General features: G+C 61.1%; 25 protein-coding genes, 2 tRNA genes and 1 pseudogene. 12 read left to right on the top strand and 16 right to left on the bottom strand.

Annotated elements, in window-relative coordinates; translation table 11 throughout:
- The first annotated feature begins 170 nt into the window (after positions 1 to 170).
- From AAF739_01600 to AAF739_01555, 10 genes are all read left to right on the top strand, one after another.
- Positions 171 to 677, top strand: a complete 507-nt coding sequence (locus tag AAF739_01600; protein MEM6381339.1) for a terminase small subunit — start codon at positions 171 to 173, stop codon at positions 675 to 677.
- Positions 667 to 2,436 (top strand): phage terminase large subunit family protein, encoded by a 1,770-nt coding sequence (locus tag AAF739_01595; GenBank protein ID MEM6381338.1) that lies wholly within the window; start codon positions 667 to 669, stop codon positions 2,434 to 2,436. Before AAF739_01600 ends, AAF739_01595 begins: the two co-directional genes overlap by 11 nt.
- Positions 2,437 to 2,440: 4 nt before the next feature.
- A complete protein-coding gene (locus AAF739_01590; protein ID MEM6381337.1) occupies positions 2,441 to 3,505 on the top strand; it encodes a hypothetical protein in 1,065 nt (354 codons plus the stop codon).
- 399 nt (positions 3,506 to 3,904) lie between these two features.
- Positions 3,905 to 4,402: a hypothetical protein gene (locus AAF739_01585; GenBank protein ID MEM6381336.1), complete on the top strand. Its 498-nt coding sequence runs from the start codon at positions 3,905 to 3,907 to the stop codon at positions 4,400 to 4,402.
- 101 nt (positions 4,403 to 4,503) lie between these two features.
- A complete protein-coding gene (locus AAF739_01580; protein ID MEM6381335.1) occupies positions 4,504 to 5,793 on the top strand; it encodes a phage portal protein in 1,290 nt (429 codons plus the stop codon).
- Positions 5,783 to 7,558: a prohead protease/major capsid protein fusion protein gene (locus tag AAF739_01575; GenBank protein MEM6381334.1), complete on the top strand. Its 1,776-nt coding sequence runs from the start codon at positions 5,783 to 5,785 to the stop codon at positions 7,556 to 7,558. Before AAF739_01580 ends, AAF739_01575 begins: the two co-directional genes overlap by 11 nt.
- A 3-nt stretch (positions 7,559 to 7,561) precedes the next feature.
- The gene (gpW, locus tag AAF739_01570; protein MEM6381333.1) at positions 7,562 to 7,792 is read left to right on the top strand and encodes a gpW family head-tail joining protein; all 231 of its coding nucleotides are present in this window, start codon (positions 7,562 to 7,564) and stop codon (positions 7,790 to 7,792) included.
- A gap of 2 nt (positions 7,793 to 7,794) precedes the next feature.
- Entirely contained in the window at positions 7,795 to 8,124 is a 330-nt protein-coding gene (locus tag AAF739_01565) for a DUF2190 family protein (protein ID MEM6381332.1), read from the top strand.
- 10 nt (positions 8,125 to 8,134) lie between these two features.
- Positions 8,135 to 8,389, top strand: coding sequence for a hypothetical protein (locus AAF739_01560; GenBank protein ID MEM6381331.1), 255 nt, complete (start codon positions 8,135 to 8,137; stop codon positions 8,387 to 8,389).
- Positions 8,390 to 8,417: 28 nt separating this feature from the next.
- Positions 8,418 to 9,455 (top strand): site-specific integrase, encoded by a 1,038-nt coding sequence (locus tag AAF739_01555; GenBank protein ID MEM6381330.1) that lies wholly within the window; start codon positions 8,418 to 8,420, stop codon positions 9,453 to 9,455.
- 90 nt (positions 9,456 to 9,545) lie between these two features.
- On the opposite strand, the gene AAF739_01550 is transcribed toward AAF739_01555, so the two are convergent.
- The 10 genes from AAF739_01550 to murA all read right to left on the bottom strand — a co-directional run bounded on the left by AAF739_01550 (position 9,546) and on the right by murA (position 17,382).
- Positions 9,546 to 9,621 (bottom strand) — tRNA-Phe (locus tag AAF739_01550).
- Positions 9,622 to 9,765: 144 nt separating this feature from the next.
- The gene (locus tag AAF739_01545; GenBank protein MEM6381329.1) at positions 9,766 to 11,772 is read right to left on the bottom strand and encodes a HAMP domain-containing methyl-accepting chemotaxis protein; all 2,007 of its coding nucleotides are present in this window, start codon (positions 11,770 to 11,772) and stop codon (positions 9,766 to 9,768) included.
- Positions 11,773 to 11,937: 165 nt separating this feature from the next.
- Complete coding sequence (gene yacG / locus AAF739_01540) at positions 11,938 to 12,168, bottom strand: DNA gyrase inhibitor YacG (GenBank protein ID MEM6381328.1); 231 nt, start codon at positions 12,166 to 12,168, stop codon at positions 11,938 to 11,940.
- 11 nt (positions 12,169 to 12,179) lie between these two features.
- Positions 12,180 to 12,842 (bottom strand): Maf family nucleotide pyrophosphatase, encoded by a 663-nt coding sequence (locus tag AAF739_01535; GenBank protein MEM6381327.1) that lies wholly within the window; start codon positions 12,840 to 12,842, stop codon positions 12,180 to 12,182.
- A gap of 76 nt (positions 12,843 to 12,918) precedes the next feature.
- The gene (gene infA, locus AAF739_01530; GenBank protein ID MEM6381326.1) at positions 12,919 to 13,137 is read right to left on the bottom strand and encodes a translation initiation factor IF-1; all 219 of its coding nucleotides are present in this window, start codon (positions 13,135 to 13,137) and stop codon (positions 12,919 to 12,921) included.
- 131 nt (positions 13,138 to 13,268) lie between these two features.
- Entirely contained in the window at positions 13,269 to 13,718 is a 450-nt protein-coding gene (locus AAF739_01525) for a low molecular weight phosphatase family protein (GenBank protein ID MEM6381325.1), read from the bottom strand.
- A gap of 9 nt (positions 13,719 to 13,727) precedes the next feature.
- Positions 13,728 to 14,216 carry a UPF0262 family protein gene (locus AAF739_01520; protein ID MEM6381324.1) on the bottom strand — a complete coding sequence of 163 codons (489 nt, stop codon included), beginning with the start codon at positions 14,214 to 14,216 and terminating at the stop codon, positions 13,728 to 13,730.
- A 59-nt stretch (positions 14,217 to 14,275) separates the two neighbouring features.
- Positions 14,276 to 15,565 (bottom strand): histidinol dehydrogenase, encoded by a 1,290-nt coding sequence (hisD, locus tag AAF739_01515; GenBank protein MEM6381323.1) that lies wholly within the window; start codon positions 15,563 to 15,565, stop codon positions 14,276 to 14,278.
- A gap of 44 nt (positions 15,566 to 15,609) precedes the next feature.
- Complete coding sequence (locus AAF739_01510) at positions 15,610 to 16,080, bottom strand: DUF2948 family protein (protein ID MEM6381322.1); 471 nt, start codon at positions 16,078 to 16,080, stop codon at positions 15,610 to 15,612.
- 12 nt (positions 16,081 to 16,092) lie between these two features.
- Positions 16,093 to 17,382: a UDP-N-acetylglucosamine 1-carboxyvinyltransferase gene (gene murA, locus AAF739_01505; protein ID MEM6381321.1), complete on the bottom strand. Its 1,290-nt coding sequence runs from the start codon at positions 17,380 to 17,382 to the stop codon at positions 16,093 to 16,095.
- A 470-nt stretch (positions 17,383 to 17,852) separates the two neighbouring features.
- Between murA and AAF739_01500 the strand changes: the two genes are divergently transcribed.
- Together AAF739_01500 and AAF739_01495 are read left to right on the top strand one after the other, a co-directional pair.
- Positions 17,853 to 17,927, top strand: a tRNA-Thr gene (locus tag AAF739_01500).
- A gap of 217 nt (positions 17,928 to 18,144) precedes the next feature.
- Positions 18,145 to 18,540 (top strand): hypothetical protein, encoded by a 396-nt coding sequence (locus AAF739_01495; protein ID MEM6381320.1) that lies wholly within the window; start codon positions 18,145 to 18,147, stop codon positions 18,538 to 18,540.
- Here AAF739_01495 and AAF739_01490 read toward each other — a convergent pair.
- The 6 genes and pseudogenes from AAF739_01490 to AAF739_01465 all read right to left on the bottom strand — a co-directional run bounded on the left by AAF739_01490 (position 18,469) and on the right by AAF739_01465 (position 22,722).
- Positions 18,469 to 19,449: pseudogene (locus tag AAF739_01490) on the bottom strand (recombinase family protein). The gene AAF739_01495 and the pseudogene AAF739_01490 sit on opposite strands and share 72 nt — an antisense overlap.
- Positions 19,446 to 19,784 (bottom strand): hypothetical protein, encoded by a 339-nt coding sequence (locus AAF739_01485; protein ID MEM6381319.1) that lies wholly within the window; start codon positions 19,782 to 19,784, stop codon positions 19,446 to 19,448. Before AAF739_01485 ends, AAF739_01490 begins: the two are co-directional and overlap by 4 nt.
- A 135-nt stretch (positions 19,785 to 19,919) precedes the next feature.
- Positions 19,920 to 20,279 carry a hypothetical protein gene (locus tag AAF739_01480; GenBank protein ID MEM6381318.1) on the bottom strand — a complete coding sequence of 120 codons (360 nt, stop codon included), beginning with the start codon at positions 20,277 to 20,279 and terminating at the stop codon, positions 19,920 to 19,922.
- 27 nt (positions 20,280 to 20,306) lie between these two features.
- On the bottom strand, positions 20,307 to 20,735 hold the full coding sequence (locus AAF739_01475; GenBank protein MEM6381317.1) for a hypothetical protein: 429 nt from the start codon (positions 20,733 to 20,735) through the stop codon (positions 20,307 to 20,309).
- Positions 20,732 to 22,363 (bottom strand): type IV secretory system conjugative DNA transfer family protein, encoded by a 1,632-nt coding sequence (locus AAF739_01470; GenBank protein MEM6381316.1) that lies wholly within the window; start codon positions 22,361 to 22,363, stop codon positions 20,732 to 20,734. The genes AAF739_01475 and AAF739_01470 overlap by 4 nt, the downstream gene beginning before the upstream one ends.
- 167 nt (positions 22,364 to 22,530) lie before the next feature.
- Positions 22,531 to 22,722 (bottom strand): hypothetical protein, encoded by a 192-nt coding sequence (locus AAF739_01465; protein MEM6381315.1) that lies wholly within the window; start codon positions 22,720 to 22,722, stop codon positions 22,531 to 22,533.
- Positions 22,723 to 22,819: the final 97 nt, after the last annotated feature.

Here is a 22,819-nt window from a genome sequence, read left to right as displayed (position 1 = left end):
AATCCCAGGGACCGGGGACATGCCGCGCGGGTCCTTCCTGGGCGTGGCGCGTCGCGGGGGGCGCGGAGCCCCGGCTTTCCACGCTTTCCAGAAATTCTGGAATCTGGGACTCGCGCAGGGGCATTTCAGCATCTCTGGAATTTCAAGAAATCCTGGAATGGGGGACACGCATGACCGCCTATGACCCGGACATTGAAGCCGTCCTGGGCGGCGGCCCCGAACCTGCCGACGCGGACACGGTGAGCGCGGATGAAGTCGGCGCATGGCTGGGCGTCAACGGGACCCAGGTTCACCGGCTGGCCCGTCAGGGCGTCATCCCCCGGACGGACGACAAGCGGTTCGATTTGCGGGCCGCCATCCTCGCCTATGCCGCCCACCTTCGAGACGCGCGGCAGGGGCGGACGACGACGGACCCCGAACTGAATGCCGAGAAGCTGCGGCTGGCCCGCGCCAATGCCGAGAAGATCGAATTGGCCAACGCCAAGACCCGTGCGGCGCTGGTCCCCGTCGCGGACGTGGAAGCCGCTTGGGCGTCGGTCCTTCGGGACGTGCGCGCCGCCATGCTCGCCATCCCCGCGCGGGTGCAACAGCGTCTTGGGCACCTGACCGCCCATGACGTGCAGATGATCGACCGCGAAGTCCGCGACGCGCTCGAAGAGGCCAGCCATGACGACTGACACCCTGACCGCCGCCAGAGGCCGCGCGCTGGCCGCCCTGAAGCCCCCGCCGCGCCTGTCCCTGGGCGATTGGATGGAAGCTCACATGCGGCTTCCTGAAGGCGTCTCTGCCCTACCTGGGCGCGTCACCCTCTGGCCCTATCAGCGGGGCATTGCAGAGGCCATCAGCGACCCGCTGGTGGAGCGTGTGACGCTGGTGAAGCCCGTGCGCGTCGGGTTCACGACGCTTCTGACTGGCGCACTCGCCAGCTACGTTGCGAATGAGCCGTCCCCGATTCTGGCCCTACTACCCACCGAAGCCGACGCCCGCGATTACGTCGTCTCTGATCTGGAACCGATCTTCGACGCGACCCCGGCCTTGCGCGGCCTCATCTCTGGTGACGCTGACGAGTCCGGGCGGTCCACGCTTCTGTCCCGCCGCTTCCCAGGCGGGTCGCTGAAGATCGTCGCCGCCAAATCCCCCCGGAACCTGCGCCGCCACAACGTGCGAATTCTCTTGATCGACGAAGCCGACGCGATGGAACCGTCCGCCGAAGGCTCGCCGATCACCTTGGCCGAACGGCGGACCCTCAGCTTCGCGAACCGCAAGATCATCCTGGGATCGACCCCGACGCTTCTGGACACGTCCAACGTCCTGCGGTCCTACGCCCAGAGCGACGCCCGCGTCTTCGAAGTCCCGTGCCCGGACTGCGGGGCCTTCACCGAAATCCAATGGCGGCACATCGAATGGGAACCGGACAAGCCCCAGACGGCGGCCTTCCGCTGCCCCCATTGCGAGTCCCTGATCGCAGAGACGCACAAGGCGGCCATGGTCGAAGCCGGGGCATGGCGAGCGACGCGCCCCGAGATCGAATGCCACGCGGGCTTCCGGCTCAACGCCCTGGTGTCCACGCTGGCGAACGCATCCTGGGGCAAGCTGGCGGTGGAATTCATCGCGGCCAAAGCGCACCCGGACCAGCTACAGACCTTCGTGAACACGATCCTGGCCGAAGGCTGGCGAGAGGCGGCGGAAGAGATCGACGAAGCCGCCTTGGCCGCGCGGCGGGAACGGTTCGGGCTGGACGCACTGCCCCCGGACGTGCTGGTCCTGACCGCCGGAGTCGACGTTCAGCGGGACCGCCTGGAAATCGTGATCCTGGGACACGGGAAGACGGACTTCTTCGTTCTGGCGCAGCATGTCATCTGGGGCACTCCCCACGAAGATCACACCTGGGCGGAACTGGACGACTTCCTTTGCGGACAGTGGCCGCACCCTGGCGGCGGGACCTTACGCATGGACGCCGTGGCAATCGACGCCGGGGACGGCGAGACCATGGACCCGGTTATGTCCTTCTGCCGCCCGCGCTTCGCTCGCCGGATCGTGGCCATTAAGGGGGCACCTGGCGCGCGCCCGTCGATCAAGGCCAGCGAAACGCGCGGGTCCCGGCTCTTCATCCTGGGCGTGGACGGGCTGAAGGCCACGCTGGCGTCGCACCTGTCGCGCGGGCGCACGGTGCGCTTCAGCGATAGCCTGGAAGACAGGTTCTTCGAAGAACTGGCCAGCGAACGCCGTCTGGTGCGCTACAAGCGGGGCGCGCCCGTGCGCGTCTGGGAACGGATTACGGGGCGACGGGCCGAGTCGCTGGACTGCATGGTCTATGCGCTCGCCGTGCGCCCGCTGGTGGGCGTGGACCTGGAACGACGTGAAGCGGAAGTCTCGACCAAAGCTGCGACTCCGAATAGACCTACTGTCATTAAGTCACGCTGGCTTGGAGGGTGATGATTTGAAGACAATCGGACTGATCGACCCGGACAGACTACAAAACATCCCGGAAAAGTATAGGGCGCAGCACGAATTTTGCTTCCACCTGCACGACCTCATGGCAGCGCTGCTTGTGCAAATGGAAATCCAGAAGGCGGGGCATATTCAATTTGAGATCGAGTCCGAAGAAGATCGCCGCCTATTGGCAAGCGGCATCCATATCTTGGAGTTTCTGGATAAGTCGGGACGCGGGGACTTAGAAAGGCGCGCGGTCGTAAATCACGTCTGTAATGCGCTTTTTTCTGATATGCTCCACTTCATTTACGAAGCTCTTCGGGCGCTGGAGAAGCGAAAATTTACTGTCGCTTTCTCCCTCCTTCGTAAACCCCTGAAAGAAGGCATGTTGATCGTCGCTCAGATGTGCGCGGACGAAGTGGCGTTCTTCGACCAGATGAAGTCTGACGCAAAGAACCTGCTGAATCGGAGGGACTTGGACGAAGCAGGGATAAAGGCTCTGCTTGAGGCCGCCATGAAGGCGAGCCGGGGGTGCAGCTTCACAAACCCCGATGCGGTCTATGACACCGTTTTCAACTTTCAGAACGATCTAGGTTTTGCAGGGCTTTTCGATAAAGCTACGCACCTAGTGACGGAGTTTCGAAGAAACCAGACCGAAGACTATAACCTCAATTTCATCTTCAAGAATCCGATGGATGAAGACATCTATGCCGGTGGGACATATGCCCAACTAGCAATGCTGATTCTCTTTCTTCATATCATGCAGATTGAATTGTATGGACGGATGAGAGAACCCAGCAAGAAATACCAAAATTGGATGTTGTTCACTTCCCTTGGTGCATATGAAGCTCTCTTTACCAAGGGCCGCTCTCGGATGACGAACTTTGTGAATTCGAACTTCGCCGAATTCATGCAGTGTCCGGTCTGTGAGGCTCAGCTTCGTATCAAGAAGGCGGATGCACCGCGCCTCTTCATCGGCGAGCGCCTAGACTGTGACCAATGCTTCACAAATCAACATTTCCCGTTTGGTTGGCTGCTCTCAAAGGTCGATTTGGACCTATTCGATAGCTAGTCGGTCCACAACCTGGGCGGGGCCTTGTCGAGATAGGCTTCAGCGTCTCCGATGTGATCGGCCCACCAGACCTCGAAATCCCCGTCGCGGACGATGTGGTATCTCGACACCCCACGCTTCACGTCCCAGCAGGACCTGAAGGACAACCCCCGGCGGGCGGCTTTTGTGTAGCAGCGGGCCTTGGCCCTGTGTTCGTCCGTTCGGTGCATGGGGGAGGCTTTCGAGTTGCCGGGGGGCAAACCCTGGAAGACCTGCCCCCCGACTCATTTAGAGAAGGACAGCCCGGTGATGAGCCGCACTGTGGGAGACAGTGTAGGTCTTGCGCAGTGATTTTGCAAGTAACTTGCGAATCTACTTTGCAAGTGATATGGTCGCCTTGCCTACACCGGGGAGATCGCCATGAACTACACCCTTCGACAAATTGCCGACGCCTACTGGAAAAACTGGGGCGTCGATCAAAACGACGATGATCGTCAGCGCATCTATGACCGCGCGCGGATGCTCCGAGACAAAGGGCTAATCTGTAGCACCAATCCCCGTTCCCAGGGGAAAACCATGACCTTCACCGAAGCGGATTGCGCGTTCGCCGTTGTCGCTTTGGCCGCCAGCCTGAACGGCGTCAGTTGGGGAACAATCGAGTTGTTGAACCTTCAACTACGGAAGGTGAAGAGCGCGACCGGACAACCGATGTTTGAACGAAATCTGGCTTCGATCAAATCCGGTCAACCGATCTTCGCTCGTATTGAGCACATCCCCTCTCCGTTTCCGCAGAACCCCGCCTTCATGGGGGACGCAAGCGTTCAAAAAGCGGAACCCGCTGAAGGCGCAACGCAGGTTCTTATCTGGCCCGTAACGACACTTGCAAAACCTGTTCTCGACACCCTGGAAAGCGACTAGCCGTGGCCCTTCGCCTTCGCCTGCCGAAACTGTTTCGGACCAGTCCGCCGACCGCCCGTCGAATGATCGACGCGGCGGCTGGTGGGCGGCGTGGCGGGGGCATGGGCACCTTCGGGCCGATCAACCCGGAAGTCGCGGCAGGTGCGACGCTCACGCGGTCCCGCGCCCGGTATCTGGCAACGAATAACCCCTTCCTGGCCAACGGCGTGGACAACTGGTCCGCCGCACTGGTGGGTGCCGGAATACGCCCGACACCGCGCGCCGATGACGCCGACACGCGACGCACCGCAAGCCGCGCATTCGAGACCTGGGCGGACGACGCGGACGCGGCGGGGCGGTCGGACTTCTGGGGGCTTCAGCGCGACATTGCCCGTCACCTGATCGTGGACGGGGAAGCTCTGGTCATCGTCCATGACGACACGGACGGGTTGCGCCTTCAAGTCGTCGCGCCCGAACAACTGGACGAAGCGAAAACCGCCGAATTGGGCGGCGGGCGGATGATTGCGGGCGGCGTGGAATTCGACGCCCAGGGCCGCCGCGTCGCCTATTGGCTACTTCCCCACCGCCCGCATTCGACCTTCACCGATTACGCCCCGTCGATCCGCTTCGACGCCGCCGACGTGTTGCACATCATGCGCCCCCTAGGCGCGGGGCAGGTTCGCGGCCTGTCATGGCTGGCCCCGGCGGTTCTGTCCGCGTCCGAACTGGACCAGCTCATGGACGCCCTTCTGGTGGGGGTGAAGACTAGCGCCATGTTCGCGGGCTTCCTGACCGATCTGAACTCGACGGGCGCGCTGCCCTTCGACGGCGAGCAAGCCGGGAACATCATGGATACCGGCCTGGAACCCGGAACCCTGAAGGTGCTGCCTGCTGGCGTGGACGTGAAATTCAGCGCGCCCGACGCAGCCAAGGACTCGCCCGCGTTCCTGCGGATGAACCTTCAAGCGCTCGCCGCCGCCCTAGGACTTCCCGAACACCTTCTGTCGGGCGACCTGACCAATGCGAACTATTCGTCCCTTCGGGCGGGCCTGCTGCCCTTCCGGGCGCGCGTGGAGCAAGCGCAATACGGAACGCTGGTCCCGCAATTCCTGCGGCCTGTCTGGCGACGCTGGATCGTCACCGAAGTCCTGTCCGGGCGCTTGGACCTGACGCCCGATCTGGCGGCGGAATGGATCATGCCCCGCCCGATGCAAGTGGACCCCCAGAAGGACTTGGCGGCGGTCAAAGAGGCACTGGCCCTGGGGCTGACCAGCCGAACGAAGGCCATCAACGAATTGGGCTGGAACGCGGACGATCTGGACGAAGAGATCGCCGCCGACCGCGCCCGCGAACGCGACCTTGGGCTGACCTTTGGCCCCGCCGACACCCCGGAGTCCGCCCATGACGACTGACACCCTGACGCGGGCCGCGCCGACGCGCTCGAACACCTGGGACCCCGACGCCCGAACGGTTTCGGCGGTCATCGCCACGCCGTCCCCGGTGCGCCGTCGCGATGCGCGCGGCCCGTTCCTCGAAATCCTGACGGCGGACACGCTGGACTTGTCCGCCGCCGAAGGCTTGCCGGTCCTGGACAGTCACCGAACCGCGACGGTGCGTGACACCCTGGGGCGGGTTCGGTCTGTCGCTCTGGAAGGTGGGTCCGTGACCGCCGTTCTGGAGATGACCGCCGCCGAAGATGCTGCGCCCGTGGTGCAGCGGATCGCGGACGGAACCGTCAGCGGTGTCAGCATCGGCTACCGAGTCGCGGGATGGACCGAGAAACAGACCAGCGCGGGACGGGTGAAGTCGCCCACCGCCTGGAAGATCACCGAAGTCACCCTGACCTCGAACCCGGCGGACCCGTCCGCCCGTCTGCGGCAAAAAGAGGAGTCCCCCATGCCTGACGACATCATCGAAACGGTTTCGCCGGATGCGGCGGAACTCGAAACGACCCGCCGACGCGACATCCGCGCTCTTGTCCGCACCGCTGGCCTGGACGCCCAGGTGGCGGACGATCTGATCGACGCGGGCGCGGACATGACGCGGGCCAAGGCCGAGGTCTATGACGCCCTGCAAGAGCGTCGCCGTGCGGCCCCGATCATCCGGTCCCATGCCCCGGCGAACGACGACCCGGCGACGATCACCCGCCGCCAGTCCGACGCGCTGGCCTTCCGCATGGGCGCGGGCGGGGACCCCGCCGAAGAGGTTCGGCCCTTCCTGAACCTCAGCCTTCGGGACATGGCCGTCGACTCCCTCACCCGCGCGGGCGTGTCCACGCGCGGCATGTCGGCGGACGAAGTGTTCACGAGGGCCGGTGAGCACACCACCAGCGACTTCCCCCTGACCGTGAGCAACGCCATGGGCAAGGTGGCTCTGGACACCTACCGGGCCGCCGAGTCGCCGCTGAAACGGCTCTGTCGCCAGCGGACGCTTCCGAACTTCAAGGAGTCCACGTCGATCCGCCTGGGCGAAATGGGCCGCCTGGAAGAACTCGCCGAGTCCGGCGAGATCACCCACACCAGCCGCGCGGAGAACGGCGAGACGATGCGCCTGAAGACCTTCGCGCGCGGCGTCACGGTGTCCCGGAAGCTGATGATCGACGACGATCTGGGCCTTCTGGGGGACATGACGGCAGCCCTGGGCGAAGCGGCGGCCCAGACCGAAGCCGACATTCTGGTGGACCTTCTGACCGGCAACCCGAACCTGTCGGACGGGAACCCGGTCTTCGACGCCAGCCGCGACAACATCGGCACGGCGAGCGCCCCCGACGTGGACGCCCTGACCGAAGCGCGGCAAGCCATGCGGACCCGCAAGGGCCTGGACGGCAAGACCATCATCGCCGCCGCGCCCCGCTTCCTTCTGGTGGGCGCGGACCTCGAAACCGAAGCGGAACGGGTGCTGGCGTCGATCCAGCCGTCCACCACGGGCGCCGTGAACCCCTTCGGCGGGAAGCTCACTCTTCTGGTGGAACCGCGCCTTCCGGCGGGGACGTGGTATGTCTTCGCGGACCCGGCGCGGCTGGCAGCGATGCAATACGCCTACCTGTCGTCCGCCCAGGGCGTCCAGATTCAGCGGACGGAAGCCTGGGACACGCTGGGCATGAAGTATCGCGCCTTCCTGGACTTCGGCGCGGGCTGGCTGGACTGGCGCGGCGCGCACCAGATTCCGGGCGCGTAACCCATGGCCGTCCTGACCACCCAAGAGCGGCTGGAAGAGGCGCAAGAGGCGCTTCACCAGCTTCTGACCGGCACCCAAGCGGTGTCCGTCACGGACCAGAACGGCGAGAAAATCGAGTTTCGCCCCGTCAGCCGCAATGACCTTCAGCGGTATGTCGCGGACCTCGAAGCCCAAGTCGCGGGGGCACGGACGCCCCCGCACACCATCCGATTCCAGACTTCGAAAGGACTGTGACCATGAAGAACTTCGTCCAAGCCGGTGAGAACATCACCGTGACCGCCGCCGCCGCTGCCACCAGCGGGGACGGCGTGAAGATCGGCAACCTCTTCGGCATCGCGTCGGGCGATGCTGCCATCGGCGAACCGCTGGTCCTGGTGACGGCGGGCGTCTTCGACATGCCCAAGGTGGCCGCCGACGACTTCGACCTGGGCGCTGCCGTCTACTGGCGGTCGAGCGACGGGCTGGTGACGACGACGGCGAGCGGCAACACGAAAGTTGGCGTCGCCGTGTCCGTCGCGGGCAACGGCGCGGCGAGCGTCGGCGTCCGTCTCAACGGCACCTTCTGACGCTCCCCCGATGGGCGTCGCCGACCATACCCAAAGCCGGGAACCGGCAGTCCTTCCGCCCACGAAGCGGGGATTGTCGCGTGTCCTGGCGGCGGGCTATGTCGGCGTCGGCCCGACGAAATTCGACGAAATGGTTTCCGATGGGCGAATGCCAAAGCCGAAGAGGATCGACGGGCGGAAGGTCTGGGACGTGCGCGCTCTGGACAGATTCTTTGAAGCCTTGCCGAGTGACGGCGACATAGACGACAATCCCTGGGACGATTGAGATGACCGGGGACGCTATGAAGATACGCTTGAAATACGTCGTCGAAGACGTGGATCGCCACGGCAACGTCCGTTTGTATTTCCGGCGGAACGGCAAGAAAATCAGGCTTCCCAGCCCTGTTGGCTCGCCCGAATTCTTGGCGGCCTACAAGACCGCTTTCGCGGGCGAATCAAAGGCGAAGACTGCGCCCAAGGTGGGGCATCTGGTGCCCGGTTCGGTGCGGTTCCTCTGCGCTGAATACTTCAAATCCGCCATGTTTCGGGAACTGGACCCCCGGACCCAGAAGGTCCGCCGGGGAATCCTGGGCCGCTTCTGTCAGCACAAGAACGACGGGGACAAGCCCTTCGCGATGCTTCAGCCGAAGCACATCCGGGCGCGGCGCGACGAAATGATGGACCGCCCTGAAGCTGCGAATGGAATGGTGAAGGCGCTTCGCCAACTCTACAAATTCGCTGTCCGCTATGATCTGCATGATCGGAATCCGGCGACGGAAATCGAATATCTCAGCCCGAAGAATGCAGATGGATTCCATTCTTGGACCTTGGCCGAAATTGAGAAATTCGAAGAGACGCATCCGGTGGGGACAATGGCGCGTCTGGCGCTCGCCTTGGCGCTCTACACGGGCCAGCGGCGTTCCGATCTGGTGACGCTGGGCAAACAGCACGTCCGCGACGGGTGGCTGGTCTTCACTCAGCACAAGAACCGGAACCGCTCGCCTGTCCGTCAGGAAATCCCCATCGTGGAAGACCTTCAGCGGATCATCGACGCCAGCCCCACAGGGGACCTGACGTTCCTGGTGACGGCGTTCAATCGGCCCTTCACGTCGAACGGTTTCGGAAATCGCTTCCGCAAGTGGTGCGACGAAGCAGGGCTGCCCCAATGCTCTGTCCACGGACTCCGCAAGGCCGCCGCCGCGCGGCTCGCCGAAATGGGCTGCACCGAATTCGAGATCATGGCGATTACGGGCCACCGGACTTCGAAGGAAGTCACCCGCTACACCCGTGCCGCCAGTCAGAAGACCCGCGCGGAAAGCGCCCTGAAGCGCATGACGGCGGAACGGAAGTAGGACAAAAGTGTCCCACTTTTCGACGTGGTGGCAGACGGTGGGACAAAATCGCCACCCAACCCACTGTAAACATTGAGGTTCGGAAATGAATGGTGCCCAGGGGCGGGATCGAACCACCGACACTGCGATTTTCAGTCGCATGCTCTACCAACTGAGCTACCTGGGCACGCGCCTGCGAAGCGGCACGAGCGGTCTTATAGGTCGGGCCGTTGGGCGGTGCAACACCGATACCAACAGAAATCAGCGTGCAGAAAAAACAGCGCCGCGCATCTTTTCGACACGCGGCGCCCCTTGATGGTCAGGCCCGGACTTAGGCGGCGCGAACCTGTTCAAGGAACGCGCGCATCCGGTCGCGCAATCGCTCTGCGTCACCGGCTAATTGGGAAGACGCCGAGAGCACTTCCCGGGCCGCCTCACCGGTTTCCATAACGGCCGTAGACACCTCTGTGATATTCGAAGAAACCTCGCGGGTACCGTCAGCAGCCTGTTGGGTGTTGCGCGCAATTTCCTGGGTAGCCGAATGCTGTTCTTCGACGGCTGCAGCGATCGACGACGCCGTCGTGTTGAGCTCGCTGATCATGCTGCCGATGGAGCTGATAGCGTCGACGACAGCATTGGTGTCGCCTTGCATGCCGTTCACCTGGTTAGAGATTTGTTCTGTCGCTTTTGCGGTTTGGTTTGCGAGGCTTTTGACTTCCGATGCGACGACTGCAAAGCCTTTGCCTGCCTCACCTGCACGTGCTGCCTCGATGGTCGCATTGAGGGCTAACAGGTTGGTCTGTTCCGCAATGTCTGAGATCAGCCTGACCACGTCGCCGATGGTTTGGGCACTCGTCGACAGTTGCGACACAGTAGAGGTTGCGCGCTCGGCTCCGCGTGCGGCGTCGTCCGTCATCGTTGCTGACTGACTGATACGCTCAGAGACCTCCGCAATCGAGTTGGTCATCTCTTCAGATGCTGCCGCAACGGTCTCAACATTCGTTGAAGCCTCTTCGGACGCCGCTGAGACCGCCGATGACCGATGATTGGCGCGGTCAGCGGCTTCACTCATGGCCTGCGCCAAGCCAAGCATTTGCTCCGCAGCCGCTGACACTGCTGCGACGACCTCGTTCACGGAGGCTTCAAAGCCATCCGCCAACGCGTTCATCGAGGCCCGTTTTTCCTCCTCCGCGCGTTCGGCTTGCGCCGCCTGCTCAGTCTCAAGGCGCACCTTTTCATGACCATTGGTTTGGAAGATGCGCAGTGCTCGGGCCATGTCGCCCAACTCATCGGCGCGCGCGTCGCCCTCAATCTCGATGTCTAGTGAACCCTCCGCCAGAGCACTCATCCGGCCAACAGCAGCCGATAGGGCTTTGGTGATCGTCCGCCCAATAAGGTAGGCGGCGAGGGCGCCAATCGCCAACGCAACAATCGTAAGAATGACCGTCGTACGGCTGACGCTTGCAATCTCGGACGCTGCCTTTGGCCCAAGCGTGTTCTGGGTATCGGTTGCCGCGCGGAGCAAGCTTGTATAGCCGGCCATGACTTGCGGACCGAGGATATTAAGTCGCTCATTCTTGATGGCGTTCATCTGCTGCAATAACGCTGCCGCATCGTCAAAGCTGGATGAAAAGCGGTTGAAATGATCGATGAACTGACGGTGAAGCGAGCGACGGGCCGGATTCTGGAGGGCCCGCAACAAGGTTGCGCCTGCTTCAAGCACCCGTTCACGCTCAAGCGAGACGCGTTCGAGGTGATCAGGTGAGGAGGTCGCAAGATAGCGATCGGCATACAGCCGAGCGAGCATGATATTCTGTTGTAGCACCCCGCCAAGATAGGCCGCTTCGGCATCATTATCGGCATAGGCGCTTTGCATGATTTCGCTGATTGCCGAACGCGCGGCTCGGCCTTCATTTGAAATCTCCGGCGTGAGAACTGCCATCTCCTGATGAACCTGCATCATCTCTTCAAACGCGGCGCGATAGTGCCCGACCCCCGCACGCAGCTGTTCGAGCCGCTCAATCACTGCAGGCTCGGTGATGATGGAGTCTGCCTGCGCCTTGATGCCGTCAAGACTGTCTAGTGACGCCCGTACGGCATCCGCGCGCGCCATGTCATGCGTCATACGAAACTGCGTGACCGCCAAACGGGTCTCCAGCAGCGCGGCATTGGCCTCATTCATCAGCAAACCTTCGCGGGCGGCTTGCCGATAATCGGTAAAGTCGGCGCCAATGATCGCGTTGCCGCGTAGCGCCACCGCTGCCAGAAGTACCAGCAAGACAAGCGTGCAAGTGAAGCCAGCGACAATCATCGTTTTCAGGGAAATTCGCTCAAGCATGCCTACACCTCAAGATGCTCTGTGTGATTATTCAATCTAAAGTTGTAGTATGAATAGCCACAGTTGAGCTTAAAGACAGGTTAAGCATGGTCTTTTGCTTTGGGCATGCGCGGCGCGCGGCAGAAAGGGCTTAGGACGAACCCACCCGCGTTTCACGCCGAACGGTCAGTGCTTCGTTGGCCGCGAACGAACAGACGCGTTCACAATTGGATCATCATGCACGCTTGCCGCATAGTCTTCAGCATCGGGTGCATCGCTCTCAGCGGCTGGGATGGCGTAGCTTCCATCAAGCCAGCGGTTGAGATCGACCTGCTTGCACCGGTCCGAGCAAAATGGTGCGTTGGCCTTCGTTGCGGGGCGTTCGCAGATCGGACAAGGTTTCGAGCGTGCAGCCATCGATTGATGCCTCAGACATCCACTGAAGCGGGCGAAGTCTGCACCCAACTTTCGGTTATGGGCAGCCCGCGTCCGGCTAGCAGTTGCGCTGTCTCGTATAGCGGCAGACCCACAACCCCTGTGTAAGAGCCGACGATCTGCACGACAAACGCTCCCGCATTACCCTGGATAGCGTAACCTCCGGCCTTTCCGTCCCATTCCATCGTCGTCAGGTAGGCCGCAATTTCGACGCGCGACAGGCGTTTGAACCGCACGCGGGTTTCGACCGTTTTGGTGACAACCTTTTCATTTGGATCAACGACGGCAACCGCCGTGAAAACGCGGTGCGCGCGCCCTGACAGCAACTCTAGGCAACGCTCAGCCTGCGCTTTTGTTTCGGCTTTCGGTAAGATGCGGCGGCCAACTGCGACAACAGTATCTGCGGCCAGCACAAGTGCGCCACGGTAATTGTCTTCGACCGCCAGTCGCCGTTGCGCCGTCACGGCCTTCATTTTTGCAAGACGTAACGCCAGATTGCGCGGCAGCTCCAGGCGCTGCGGTGACTCGTCGACATAGGCCGGTTCAAGTCGGTCGGGAACCAAGCCAATCTGTTCCAGCAGAGACAGTCGCCGCGGCGAAGCTGACGCCAACACCAACAGTGGAACATCCGACGGATCGGGGGAGGTTAGCGACACTGCAATTCACCAGATGAGCGGGGATGCTGAGGCATTACCATAATTGCTACGCTGGCAAATCAATTGGACGGAGAGCCTATTTGTACCGGTAGGTGATGCGACCTTTTGTAAGGTCGTAAGGGGTCATTTCGACAAGGACCTTGTCGCCAGCGAGAACACGGATTCTGTTCTTGCGCATCCGCCCAGCCGTGTGGGCGACAATTTCGTGTTCATTCTCAAGCTTGACGCGAAATGTCGCGTTTGGCAGCAGCTCCGTGACCACGCCGGGAAACTCAAGTACTTCTTCTTTCGTCATTCGGTTCCTATCCTGTGGAGCAAGCCTTATTAGCGAGCCCATATACATCTGCAGCGCGATGTATCCGAAAAGCCCAGCAAAGTGAAGGCTCGGGCACCCCAGCCGAGAGCGGCCGCTACGCGTGTCACCAGCTATGATCGTGCAAAGCGCTTGCGCATGCGCATGAGCAGCCCGTTGGCCATGCTCCGGTAAGCATCCAGAATCGCCGTTCGATTGCCCTGGACCAGCGTGGGGTCCATTGTAGGCCAGTATTCGACATCAACGGCCTGATCTCGGGTCAACTCGAGTGCCTTGTGATGCGCCTCGGGAGCTAGTGTGACGATCAGGTCGAAGAAGCTGTCTTCGATGTCTTCGAAGGTACGCGGCCGGTGCCGGCCCATTTCGAGGCCCATTTCTTCCATGATGGCTATCGCAAAAGGGTCGGGTTCGCCGGCCCGCACACCTGCGGACTGAATGTAAAAGCGGCCTGGAAAATGATGCTTTGCGATCCGTTCGGCGATTGGCGAACGAACGGCGTTCATGGAGCAGGCAAACAGGACTGAGCTGGGCTCATCATGGAGTTGGTCGGGATGGGCCGCCACCCTGAGCCCTCAACCTTTCCAATGCAGAACGCATACAAGCGTGAACAACCTGCGAGCGGTTTCAAAATCCATCTCAATCTTGCCGGCAAGCCGCTCCATGAGCAACGTCGAGCCATCATTGTGGAGGCCGCGTCGCCCCATGTCGATTGCTTCGATCTGCCGCGGGCTGGCTGATTTGATCGCCTCATAATAGCTGTCGCAGATCATGTGGTAGTCCTTCACAGCGCGACGCAAAGGCGACAGAGCCAGCATGTGGGCCGCGACTGGCTCACTGTTCGCCTCATTGCGAACATCGAACACCAGACGCCGTTCCACCACCGCAAGGTTAAGGCAGTAAGGTCCTTTGTCATGGCCCGGTAGCGCGAAGCTGTTCTCTTCGATGAGATCGTGGATTGCGACCTGCCGCTCATGGTCAACGGCTGGGTTGGAGCGTCCGATCGACACCTCGTCGATCACCACGCCCATCAGCCGATCGGAGGTTCTGAAGTCAGCGGTCATGGTATCGGTCACGCGCGGATCGGGCTCAGCTGATGGGTTGCCGCCAACAAAGCGGGCGATCAGAAACGGTTGGTCCGTATCGCAACGGAACGGGCATGCGCCGTCAACCCCTCCGTCTCGGCCAGTGTGATGGCGGCTGGGCCAAGTGCAGCAAGGGCGTCCGGCCCGCAGGCGAGGACAGATGTGCGTTTGATAAAGTCCATAACCGACAGCCCCGACGAAAACCGCGCGGACCGCGCGGTGGGCAGAACATGGTTTGAGCCACCAACGTAATCCCCGATAGCTTCCGGGGTATGGTGGCCAAGGAAGATGGCTCCGGCGTGGCGAATGTGCGGTAGAAGTGCCTCTGGATCGGCTACCGCAAGTTCGAGGTGTTCCGCAGCAACGCGGTTAGCAAGTGAGACGGCTTGTTCCTGCGATTCAACGGTGATGATTGCGCCATAGTCGCGCCAACTGCGTCCAGCAATTTCACCCCGTGGCAGGCTCGTCAGCTGACGATCGACCGCTTCTGCGACCTTCTCGCTAAGTTCGGCGTGAAGCGTGATAAAAATGGATTGGGCAGCGACATCATGTTCGGCTTGAGCAAGAAGGTCGGCGGCCACCCAATCGGGGTTCGCCGTCGCATCAGCGATGATCAGAACCTCGGAAGGGCCCGCAATCATGTCGATCCCAACTGTGCCGAAGACCGCTCGCTTCGCCGCTGCTACGTAAGCGTTTCCTGGGCCGACGATCTTGGACACCGGCGCGATTGTTTCGGTGCCATAGGCGAGCGCCGCCACAGCCTGCGCACCACCGATCCGGTAGATCTCATCAACGCCGGCGCGCCTTGCAGCAGCGAGGATTGCCGGGTTTGTAACGCCATCGGGCGTTGGGACGACCATGACAACGCGAGCTACTCCAGCGACCTTGGCTGGTACAGCATTCATGAGGACGGAGGATGGGTAGCTCGCCGTTCCGCCAGGAACGTACAGTCCAACGGCATCGATCGGTGTCCAGCGCGACGCCAACCGAACGCCCAGGTCGTCCGAGTACGCATCGTCCGAGGGCATCTGGCGTCGGTGATGAGACTCGATGCGGGAGGCGGCGAGGTCGAGCGCCTTGATGACATCGGCGTCGACCGTAGCCATTGCGTCGTCAATTTCTTTGTCCGTCACACGCAGGTTATCGGGCGTAACTTCGTGGCGGTCGAAGCGGGTTGTGTATGAACAAACCGCCTCATCGCCGCGCTCACGCACGTCAGCAAGGATCGCGTCGACGGCAGCGCGGACGTCCGGCGCGTCTTCTCGTTTAGCGGCGAGAAGACGGGTGAACGACGCTTCAAAGTCGGCATCTTGGGTTGAAAGCCGCATCGAGGGCTTTGTCTGCATTGCCACCTCCCAGCGACATGCCTGCATCAGGCAGAGTCCTCGTCGGATCCGCTCAGTTGGTGATCTGGCAGGCTGTCAGTGGTCCATGCCCCGCCGAGATCGGCGATGGCAAGTTCAAGACACTCGACATGAAGCCGCACCGAGGCGCCCGCTGCGAACGATAATTCGACAAGGCCGGCTGGCGCATCGCCCTCGGTAAAGGCAATCGAGAGCAGATTTAACACATCGTCGGGACGGTCGTCGGCCAGTCCGGCGCGCTCCGCGCGCAGCACGCGGGTAACCTGCAGCCCCGTCCGTCGCCGCTCATAAGGGGGCGCTTTACGGTTGCGGTTGACCTCCCACGCGAAACGGTTGCCAACGAGTGCAAATCGCTTCTCGTGTTGTAGGAACGCCATGTCATCCGCTTTGATGACGCAGTCCTGCATCGCTGCGGAAACAACCGCCAGATCGTCGGCATCGAACGCGGCCAGTTTCAAGAGGCTGGGGGGTGCACTCATGGATGGTCGACTTCAGGCGGCCAGGCGCTCGATTTGCGCCCCGCACGCAGACAGCTTGGCTTCCAGATTCTCGAAGCCCCTATCGAGATGGTAGACGCGACCGACGGTTGTCTCACCGTCGGCAACGAGACCCGCAATGACCAATGACACCGACGCGCGTAGGTCGGTCGCCATCACCTCAGCCCCGGTAAGGCCGGGTTGGCCATCCACATGCGCTCTCTGGCCATCGAGACGGATCTGGGCCCCCAGACGCGCCAGCTCGGCGACATGCATGAAGCGGTTCTCGAAAATCGTTTCGGTGATCGTCGCCGTGCCCTGCGCACGGGTCATCAGCGCCATGAACTGGGCCTGAAGATCCGTTGGGAAGCCGGGGAAGGGGTCGGTGGTGACATCGACGGGCAACAGGCCATTGCCGTTGCGTGCGACCGTGATGCTTTGAGGGCCGCGTTCGATGCTGGCTCCGGCCTGTTCCAAAGCATCCAGCGCTGCCGATAGATGCTCCGCGCGCGTGCCTTCAAGGGTGACCTTACCGCCTGTCATGGCTGCCGCCATGGCATAAGTGCCGGTTTCGATCCGATCCGGGACGACCGAATGCTCTGCCCCATGCAGAACGTCCACGCCTTGAATATGGATGGTCGAGGTCCCAGCGCCTTCGATTTTGGCGCCCATTTTGTTCAGGCAATCGGCAACGTCGACCACTTCGGGTTCGCGGGCCGCGTTCTCGATCACGGTCTCGCCGCGCGCCAAAGCCGCCGCCATCATGGCAACATGGGTCGCTCCCACCGAGACCTTCGGGAAGGTGATCCGGTTGCCTACCAGGCCTTTTCTGGTCTGGGCCACCGCATACCCGTTTTCGATTGCGATATCGGCGCCCAGCGCCGCGAGAGCATCAAGGAAGAAATCGACGGGGCGCGTGCCGATGGCGCAGCCGCCCGGCAGAGAGACGCGCGCCTCACCCATGCGCGCGAGAAGCGGCCCGATGACCCAGAAGCTGGCGCGCATGCGCCGAACCAAGTCGTAAGGTGCTGTCGTATCGACGATTTCACTGGCGGTGAGCCGAACTGTTGAGCCGTTGCGTCCACTTTGGCCGGCGCGCCGGCCCGCGACCGCATAATCCACGCCGTGATTGCCCAAAATTCGGGACAAGGTCACAACATCCTGCAGCCCGGGTACGTTGTGCAACGTCAGCGTCTCAGCGCTGGCGAGGCTGGCGATCATCAGGGGGAGCGTGGCATTCTTCGCACCGGAAATGGGGATAACGCCGTTAAGTGCGTTCCCGCCGACAATCCGAATCTTGTCCATGATTGATTGAACTCACGTGGTGATGAACGAGCGGTGGGTTTAAGCCTTTCGCGGGTGCAAAACAAGCAAGGCATGATCGCGCTCGCGAACTGCCGTTTCCAATCGTGAATGCAGGTCGCGCGGATACTTGTCGCGCGGTTACTTGCCGTCGCGAGGCTGAAAGGCGCTCGGTTCCGATTTCCCGATCGCCTTACCGCCACGCCTGGCGTTGGCTTGGGCCTTCCGCTTGGCCATGTTCGCCTTCAGTGCCGCGGCGCGGGGGTCTGGTTTGGAGGAGCGTTTGTCTTTGTCGTCGTAAGGCATTGTTCAAGGGTGGCTGTTTTGATGAATTGCGCACTAAGCATAGGCAGCAGTCTCGCGTGTGTTAACTCTTAGCTCTGTCGGTGTCCTTGGCGTCGTAGGCTCTTGCGTGGTCTTTTGGCCTGTGGCAACACCCGCCCAGGCTTTGAAACGTTTTGCCCATTGCCATTGCTGCCGTAGCTCAGGGGTAGAGCACTCCCTTGGTAAGGGAGAGGTCGAGAGTTCAAATCTCTCCGGCAGCACCATTTTACATTGCTGGGTACAGAACTGCTCTAACACCTTGAAGGGCAAGGTGGTTTTTGGAGTTCTATACCCTCCTTTTCGGTGGTAGGGCAGCGGCTCCTGGAAGGCCAGTCGGAGCACCAGTTTCTTGAGTGCTAGATCACCTTTTTCCCATATTTTCCAAGGGTTTGACAGGAAGCGCATCGCGAGTTCTAGCAGCTGCGGTGCTGTCGCCTTGGTTTGGCCGCTTGTTTCGAGCTTTTCGGCCGCCAGCAGCTTCTCCCCTTCCAGCTGTTCAATCTTGCGCTCATAGGCCTTGATCGCCGCTGGACTGGACGCATCGGCCAGCCGGTTGAGGAAGCCGTCAATCTGCTCATCAATTGCTCGCATCTGACGCTTGAGCGCTTTGCGCGTCTCGTTCATTTGCGCGGCCCGTTGATCCCAAGCGTCGGTAATCATCGCCTTGACGATATCGAACAGTCCTTGAGACGGCCTCATGGCTTTGAGGACGGTCGCGAACTCACCTTCAATCGTGTCGCGGCGAATAGACTTGCCGTAACTCTCGCAGCCCTTTGTTTGGCACAGATAGTAAGCGTAGCGCTTGCCGGTGCAGCTGCGCGACCAACCCGAAGTTAGGGGTTTCTCGCAGTCGCCACATGTTACAAAGCCACGCAACGGAAAGTCCTCGCTTATGTCTTTGCGCGTCGGCGCATAGGCTTTCTGTTCCAGGCGATCCTGAATCGCCTTGTGGGTCTCAAAGCTGATGAGTCCCTCATGACGGCCTTTGCGTAACGAGACTTTCCAGGCCTTGGAATGGACGTAGCCCGCATAGATCGGGTGCTTGAGGATATCGGTGACCTTTTGCAGCCGGATCCCGCCATGGTTCTGCTTGGGGAAGTCAGGTTGGCTTTCAAGGAAGCGCTGGACCTCGCTCTGCGTGGCGAACCTGCCGCTGGCGAAGCCTTCGAGCGCTTCGGCGACGATGGAGGCGACCGGCTCATCGCGCACCAGCACTTTGCCTTCGGTTTTGGTTTGCTCGTAGCGATAGCCGATGACCTTTGCCGTTACCGCATATCCGTTTTGGACCCGCGCCCGCATACGGTTGACGACCTGCTCGCCGTTCTTCTCGCGCTGATGCTGCGAGACCGAGGCGAGGAGGTTCTCGATGAGCTTGTCATCGGAGGTATCGCCGAACTTCATCGATGGGCTTTCAAGCAAGCCGCCCGCATTCTTGACGAGCTCACGCAACTGCCAGTGCACCCGCACATCGCGTGAGAAGCGATTGAGGTCATCGACGATCACAACGGTATTGGGTTGGGGTTGGGCGAGAAGGAACGACAGAAGCTGGCGCATTTGCGGGCGATCAAGCGTACCGCCGGATACGCCTTTGTCGGCGAAGACGGCGATTACCTCATAGCCCTTGCGTTTGGCGTATTCCCGGCAGCGGGTCTCCTGACTATCAAGGCCATGGCCTTCATCGACCTGTTTGAGGCTCGATACGCGGCAATACAGGACTGCGTGTTGGGGGTTTTCGGGTTGTGTCATAGCGCTGCTCCTTCCTCTTCCATCTCCTTCTGGTTTGTTGGGCTATCCGATGTCTCGGGGCTTGCCACGTCTTCAAACAGGCTTGCGATGAGCGCTTCAGAGCCTGCGAGGTCACCGGCATCACTGCCGGGTACCTGCTGGACGGGATGAATGCCGTAGCCCCAGTCGACCAACTGCACCATGATCGACCAAAGCGTTACAAGAAATTGCGTCCGCTGGTCTTCAGTAAGTTCGGGATAATCGAGAAGCGCTTGGTAGCGGTCGACGTCCAGGGTGAGGGTTTTGAAGGCTGTGTTTTGTGTTTTGTGGGGCGGGTCCTTGGTTTGTGTTGGCACGGTCGGTGGGTTCCTTTTTCGTCCTAGGTTTTTGTCATCGTTTTGCTCCTTCCCCTTGATAAGAACATAAAGTGAACATCGTAACGCAGATGCACCGTTCCATCAAGGATTTTGGTGGGCCGTGAGGCCCGTTGGTTAGCGTTCTCGGCCGTGATCACGGCTGCGGTCGTGGCCTGCAGCGCGATTGCGATCAGCATTGTTCGCCTTCTGCTGCTCCATGTACTGCACACGATCGTATTCACGGGACATCTGGATGGAGGTGTAGGCCTGTTCCTGCAGCCGTGCGGCCTTCAGCAAATCACGCTCGGGGATGGCGTGCGTGCTCTGCCATTCACCCTGATCGTCCTTGTAGGAGCGTTTCATCTCGGTGTTGTAGACGGTGCCTTTGTCGGTCGACCGTTTCCACACAGCGATCTCCAAGCCGCCATCACGATGCTTCTCATAGGGCTTGTTGGTGTCCCGCGTTGGCGGGGTGTTGTCGTCAAATTGATCCATGGATTGTCCTTTCGTCGGTTGGATCGGTTACGGGGAATGGGATCGGGTGTTGCTGCGCTGCGGAGACCTGGTCGCCGCGCGCTTTTGCGCCCGCACATAGGCGTCTTTGTCCTGTTTGGCTGCCTGCTTTGCGGGTTTGCTGTGTTGCCCGCTGGGTTGTCGTTCGGGCGTTGGCTTCGCTGTCGGTTTCGCGACGCCGGTGAACGCCACCTTCGCATGGCCGGGCAATCGCGCAGCGGACTGATCGTGCCGCAGCCGCTCGGAAGCTTGGGCAAGGACTTTGCGTCCTTGCCGGATCTGACCCTCGCGCTGGGCATACTGGCTGGCATGCACAACCGTCTTGATGGGACCATCGATCGTGTAGTCGAGGAAGGCATTATGGGTCGGTCGCTCGGCCTCAAGCCGTTCGATCTCATCCCGGGTGACGATCCGAGCCTTCGGTGCGTGTTTGGTCATGGGCGGTATCCTTTGACGTAGCGCCACATGCCGCTGTCGCGGTACTGCGGCCAATCGCGGTAGATGTGCGGTACCGGTTCGTGCACTTCGCGAACGATGCGGTTACCAAAGCGGGTCCGGATTGCGACCGTCCCCGGCGCGTTGTGGAAGGGATCGCCCAGGTACCGCCCGCGCAGATCGGTGCGCTGCCAATAGGGGCGGATGGTGAGATAGGCGGGTTTCTCCAACACGCCCGGCATGAAGACGAAGGCTTTGCCGTTTTCTTCGTTGAGGATCTCGTCGATCCCGCGCAGTTCACGACCCATCTTCTGCGGACGCATCGCTTGGCGTTTTTGTTCGGTGGCGTCCATCATGGCCGTGAACGGATCGCCATCCTTGTTAAACAGGCTCATCAGCGCGCGCCTTTGGGCGACCTTTGCCTGTTCGATCGCCCGCTCGTCCGGATACTCCAGCGTCATATGGCCAAGCTGTCTTTGGATCAGCGACGCTTGATGGGGGCAGCGGGTACCCAGATAGATATGCGTGCCGCACGAGTTCGGAATGACCTTGCTGGCGCCGGCTTTGAGGTTGTTGAGTTGCTCGGTCGACTGAACGACATAGGCCGTGCGGATGCCGTAGCCCGCTGAGATGGTCGCAAGATCTTGCGCCAGCGGCCAGGCGCCGACATTGCCGATTTCTTGCAGACACCAGAACTGGGGACGCGCAGACAGCGCTCGCCGTTTCCATATCAGCGCCGAATTGAACAGCGCGCGGACCACCGGCCCGCTGGTTTCGGCAAACTCCAGGTCTTCCATGATCGAGACCAGGCATGGCGGGCAAACAGGCTTGGTCAGTTCCGAGAAGCAAAAATCAAACGGCGGCGACAAGGCTTCGCGCAGCTGGGGATCGATCATGCATATAAAGCTCTTTGTGATCTCCCCCTTTATGCCTTCCCAGCCTCCACCATCGTGGGTGCCCTCGCGCAAGCGTTGCAGCATCAAAGCAACTTCGTTGATCTGGGGTTCGGGCTGTTGGGCGATTTCGTATTCGAAGGCGAGCCAATCATCGGTCGCTTCGCCAAAGCCTGCCGACAGGTCCGCCAGCATCGGCAGCGTGATGAACCCATAATGCCGCACGCCGGTCACGCAGATCGCCGTAACGATCTTTTGCGCGTTGCGCTGGAAGTACGCCGCCCGTGGATCGGTGACGGGTATCCAGCTTTCCATCAGCGCCAAGACATCGGGAATGAGTGTCGGGGAATCCGAAACCAAGTGGGAGCACGGATTCATCCGGTTGAAGGGTAAATCACATTTGGAGCGTGGATTGAATGCGAACACAAAGCGCCCGTTGGACACTTGCTGTGCTGCGATGACGGTGTCCTGCCCCTTCCAGTCGAGGGTCACGATGTGATCGAGGCCGTGCTTGCCGCCCAGCCGTCCATCGACGAGCCAGGGCACAACCAATGAACCCTTCAGCGAGCGTGCGCCGCCGCACAGCAGGATCGCGGACATCTGATCGCTGTGGCACGGGCGGCCAGCAGCATCATGTCCGATATAGGCACCTCGGCCTTTGTTCAGCTTCGCTTTCTTGCGCGCACGTGCGTCCGCAAAGCCCGCCGAACCAAAGCAGTCTTCGGTTAAATCCAACATGGTCTTTCTGTGCGGTTTGCGTTGATCACCCTGATTGGGCGATAAGGGCGCCGGGAGCGGTGCTGTGAACACCCTCCCGGCTTTGACCACCCCAGCTCATATTGGCCGGGATAATCATTGTTTTGCCGAGGTGATCATGAGTAAGCATAGTCTTACCCATGGTCACTTCACCCGTTGGGATAGCCCCAGATTAGCGCGTAGAGCGCGAGGCACGCCATGCCGCCACTGGCCAGCCCGTAGAGCATCCAGTTCTCGACCGGCTGATCGGCAAAGCACCAGTAGGCACCGCCACCGAACAACAAGAGCGCCAGGAAGTCGCGGAAGCTTTCGCCGCCGCTCGGTTTGCGATTAATCCGCATCGTTCGTTCTCCTCTCTTGCGCGCTAGGTCAGGAAGGCGAGCAGCCCCAGCCCCAGAACCGCAAGTGCTGCTATGACGGCGATGGGATCGCGGCGCT

The organism is Pseudomonadota bacterium, assembly GCA_039024915.1.
Lineage (GTDB): Bacteria > Pseudomonadota > Alphaproteobacteria > Rhizobiales > MH13 > MH13.
Note: the sequence above shows the minus strand (reverse complement) of the source record. Positions and strands in the feature narration are given on the sequence as shown.

What these genes read in the sequence shown, in the direction of transcription:
- AAF739_01465 (MEM6381315.1), bottom strand. Translation starts at nt 22,722, where the DNA reads ATGCGGATTAATCGCAAACCGAGCGGCGGCGAAAGCTTCCGCGACTTC.
- AAF739_01480 (MEM6381318.1), bottom strand. Translation starts at nt 20,279, where the DNA reads ATGGATCAATTTGACGACAACACCCCGCCAACGCGGGACACCAACAAG.
- AAF739_01475 (MEM6381317.1), bottom strand. Translation starts at nt 20,735, where the DNA reads ATGACCAAACACGCACCGAAGGCTCGGATCGTCACCCGGGATGAGATC.
- AAF739_01585 (MEM6381336.1), top strand. Translation starts at nt 3,905, where the DNA reads ATGAACTACACCCTTCGACAAATTGCCGACGCCTACTGGAAAAACTGG.
- AAF739_01560 (MEM6381331.1), top strand. Translation starts at nt 8,135, where the DNA reads ATGGGCGTCGCCGACCATACCCAAAGCCGGGAACCGGCAGTCCTTCCG.
- AAF739_01580 (MEM6381335.1), top strand. Translation starts at nt 4,504, where the DNA reads ATGGGCACCTTCGGGCCGATCAACCCGGAAGTCGCGGCAGGTGCGACG.
- murA (MEM6381321.1), bottom strand. Translation starts at nt 17,382, where the DNA reads ATGGACAAGATTCGGATTGTCGGCGGGAACGCACTTAACGGCGTTATC.
- AAF739_01520 (MEM6381324.1), bottom strand. Translation starts at nt 14,216, where the DNA reads ATGACCGCTGACTTCAGAACCTCCGATCGGCTGATGGGCGTGGTGATC.
- infA (MEM6381326.1), bottom strand. Translation starts at nt 13,137, where the DNA reads ATGACGAAAGAAGAAGTACTTGAGTTTCCCGGCGTGGTCACGGAGCTG.
- AAF739_01565 (MEM6381332.1), top strand. Translation starts at nt 7,795, where the DNA reads ATGAAGAACTTCGTCCAAGCCGGTGAGAACATCACCGTGACCGCCGCC.
- AAF739_01545 (MEM6381329.1), bottom strand. Translation starts at nt 11,772, where the DNA reads ATGCTTGAGCGAATTTCCCTGAAAACGATGATTGTCGCTGGCTTCACT.
- AAF739_01600 (MEM6381339.1), top strand. Translation starts at nt 171, where the DNA reads ATGACCGCCTATGACCCGGACATTGAAGCCGTCCTGGGCGGCGGCCCC.
- AAF739_01595 (MEM6381338.1), top strand. Translation starts at nt 667, where the DNA reads ATGACGACTGACACCCTGACCGCCGCCAGAGGCCGCGCGCTGGCCGCC.
- gpW (MEM6381333.1), top strand. Translation starts at nt 7,562, where the DNA reads ATGGCCGTCCTGACCACCCAAGAGCGGCTGGAAGAGGCGCAAGAGGCG.
- AAF739_01510 (MEM6381322.1), bottom strand. Translation starts at nt 16,080, where the DNA reads ATGAGTGCACCCCCCAGCCTCTTGAAACTGGCCGCGTTCGATGCCGAC.
- AAF739_01470 (MEM6381316.1), bottom strand. Translation starts at nt 22,363, where the DNA reads ATGTTGGATTTAACCGAAGACTGCTTTGGTTCGGCGGGCTTTGCGGAC.
- hisD (MEM6381323.1), bottom strand. Translation starts at nt 15,565, where the DNA reads ATGCGGCTTTCAACCCAAGATGCCGACTTTGAAGCGTCGTTCACCCGT.
- AAF739_01575 (MEM6381334.1), top strand. Translation starts at nt 5,783, where the DNA reads ATGACGACTGACACCCTGACGCGGGCCGCGCCGACGCGCTCGAACACC.
- yacG (MEM6381328.1), bottom strand. Translation starts at nt 12,168, where the DNA reads ATGGCTGCACGCTCGAAACCTTGTCCGATCTGCGAACGCCCCGCAACG.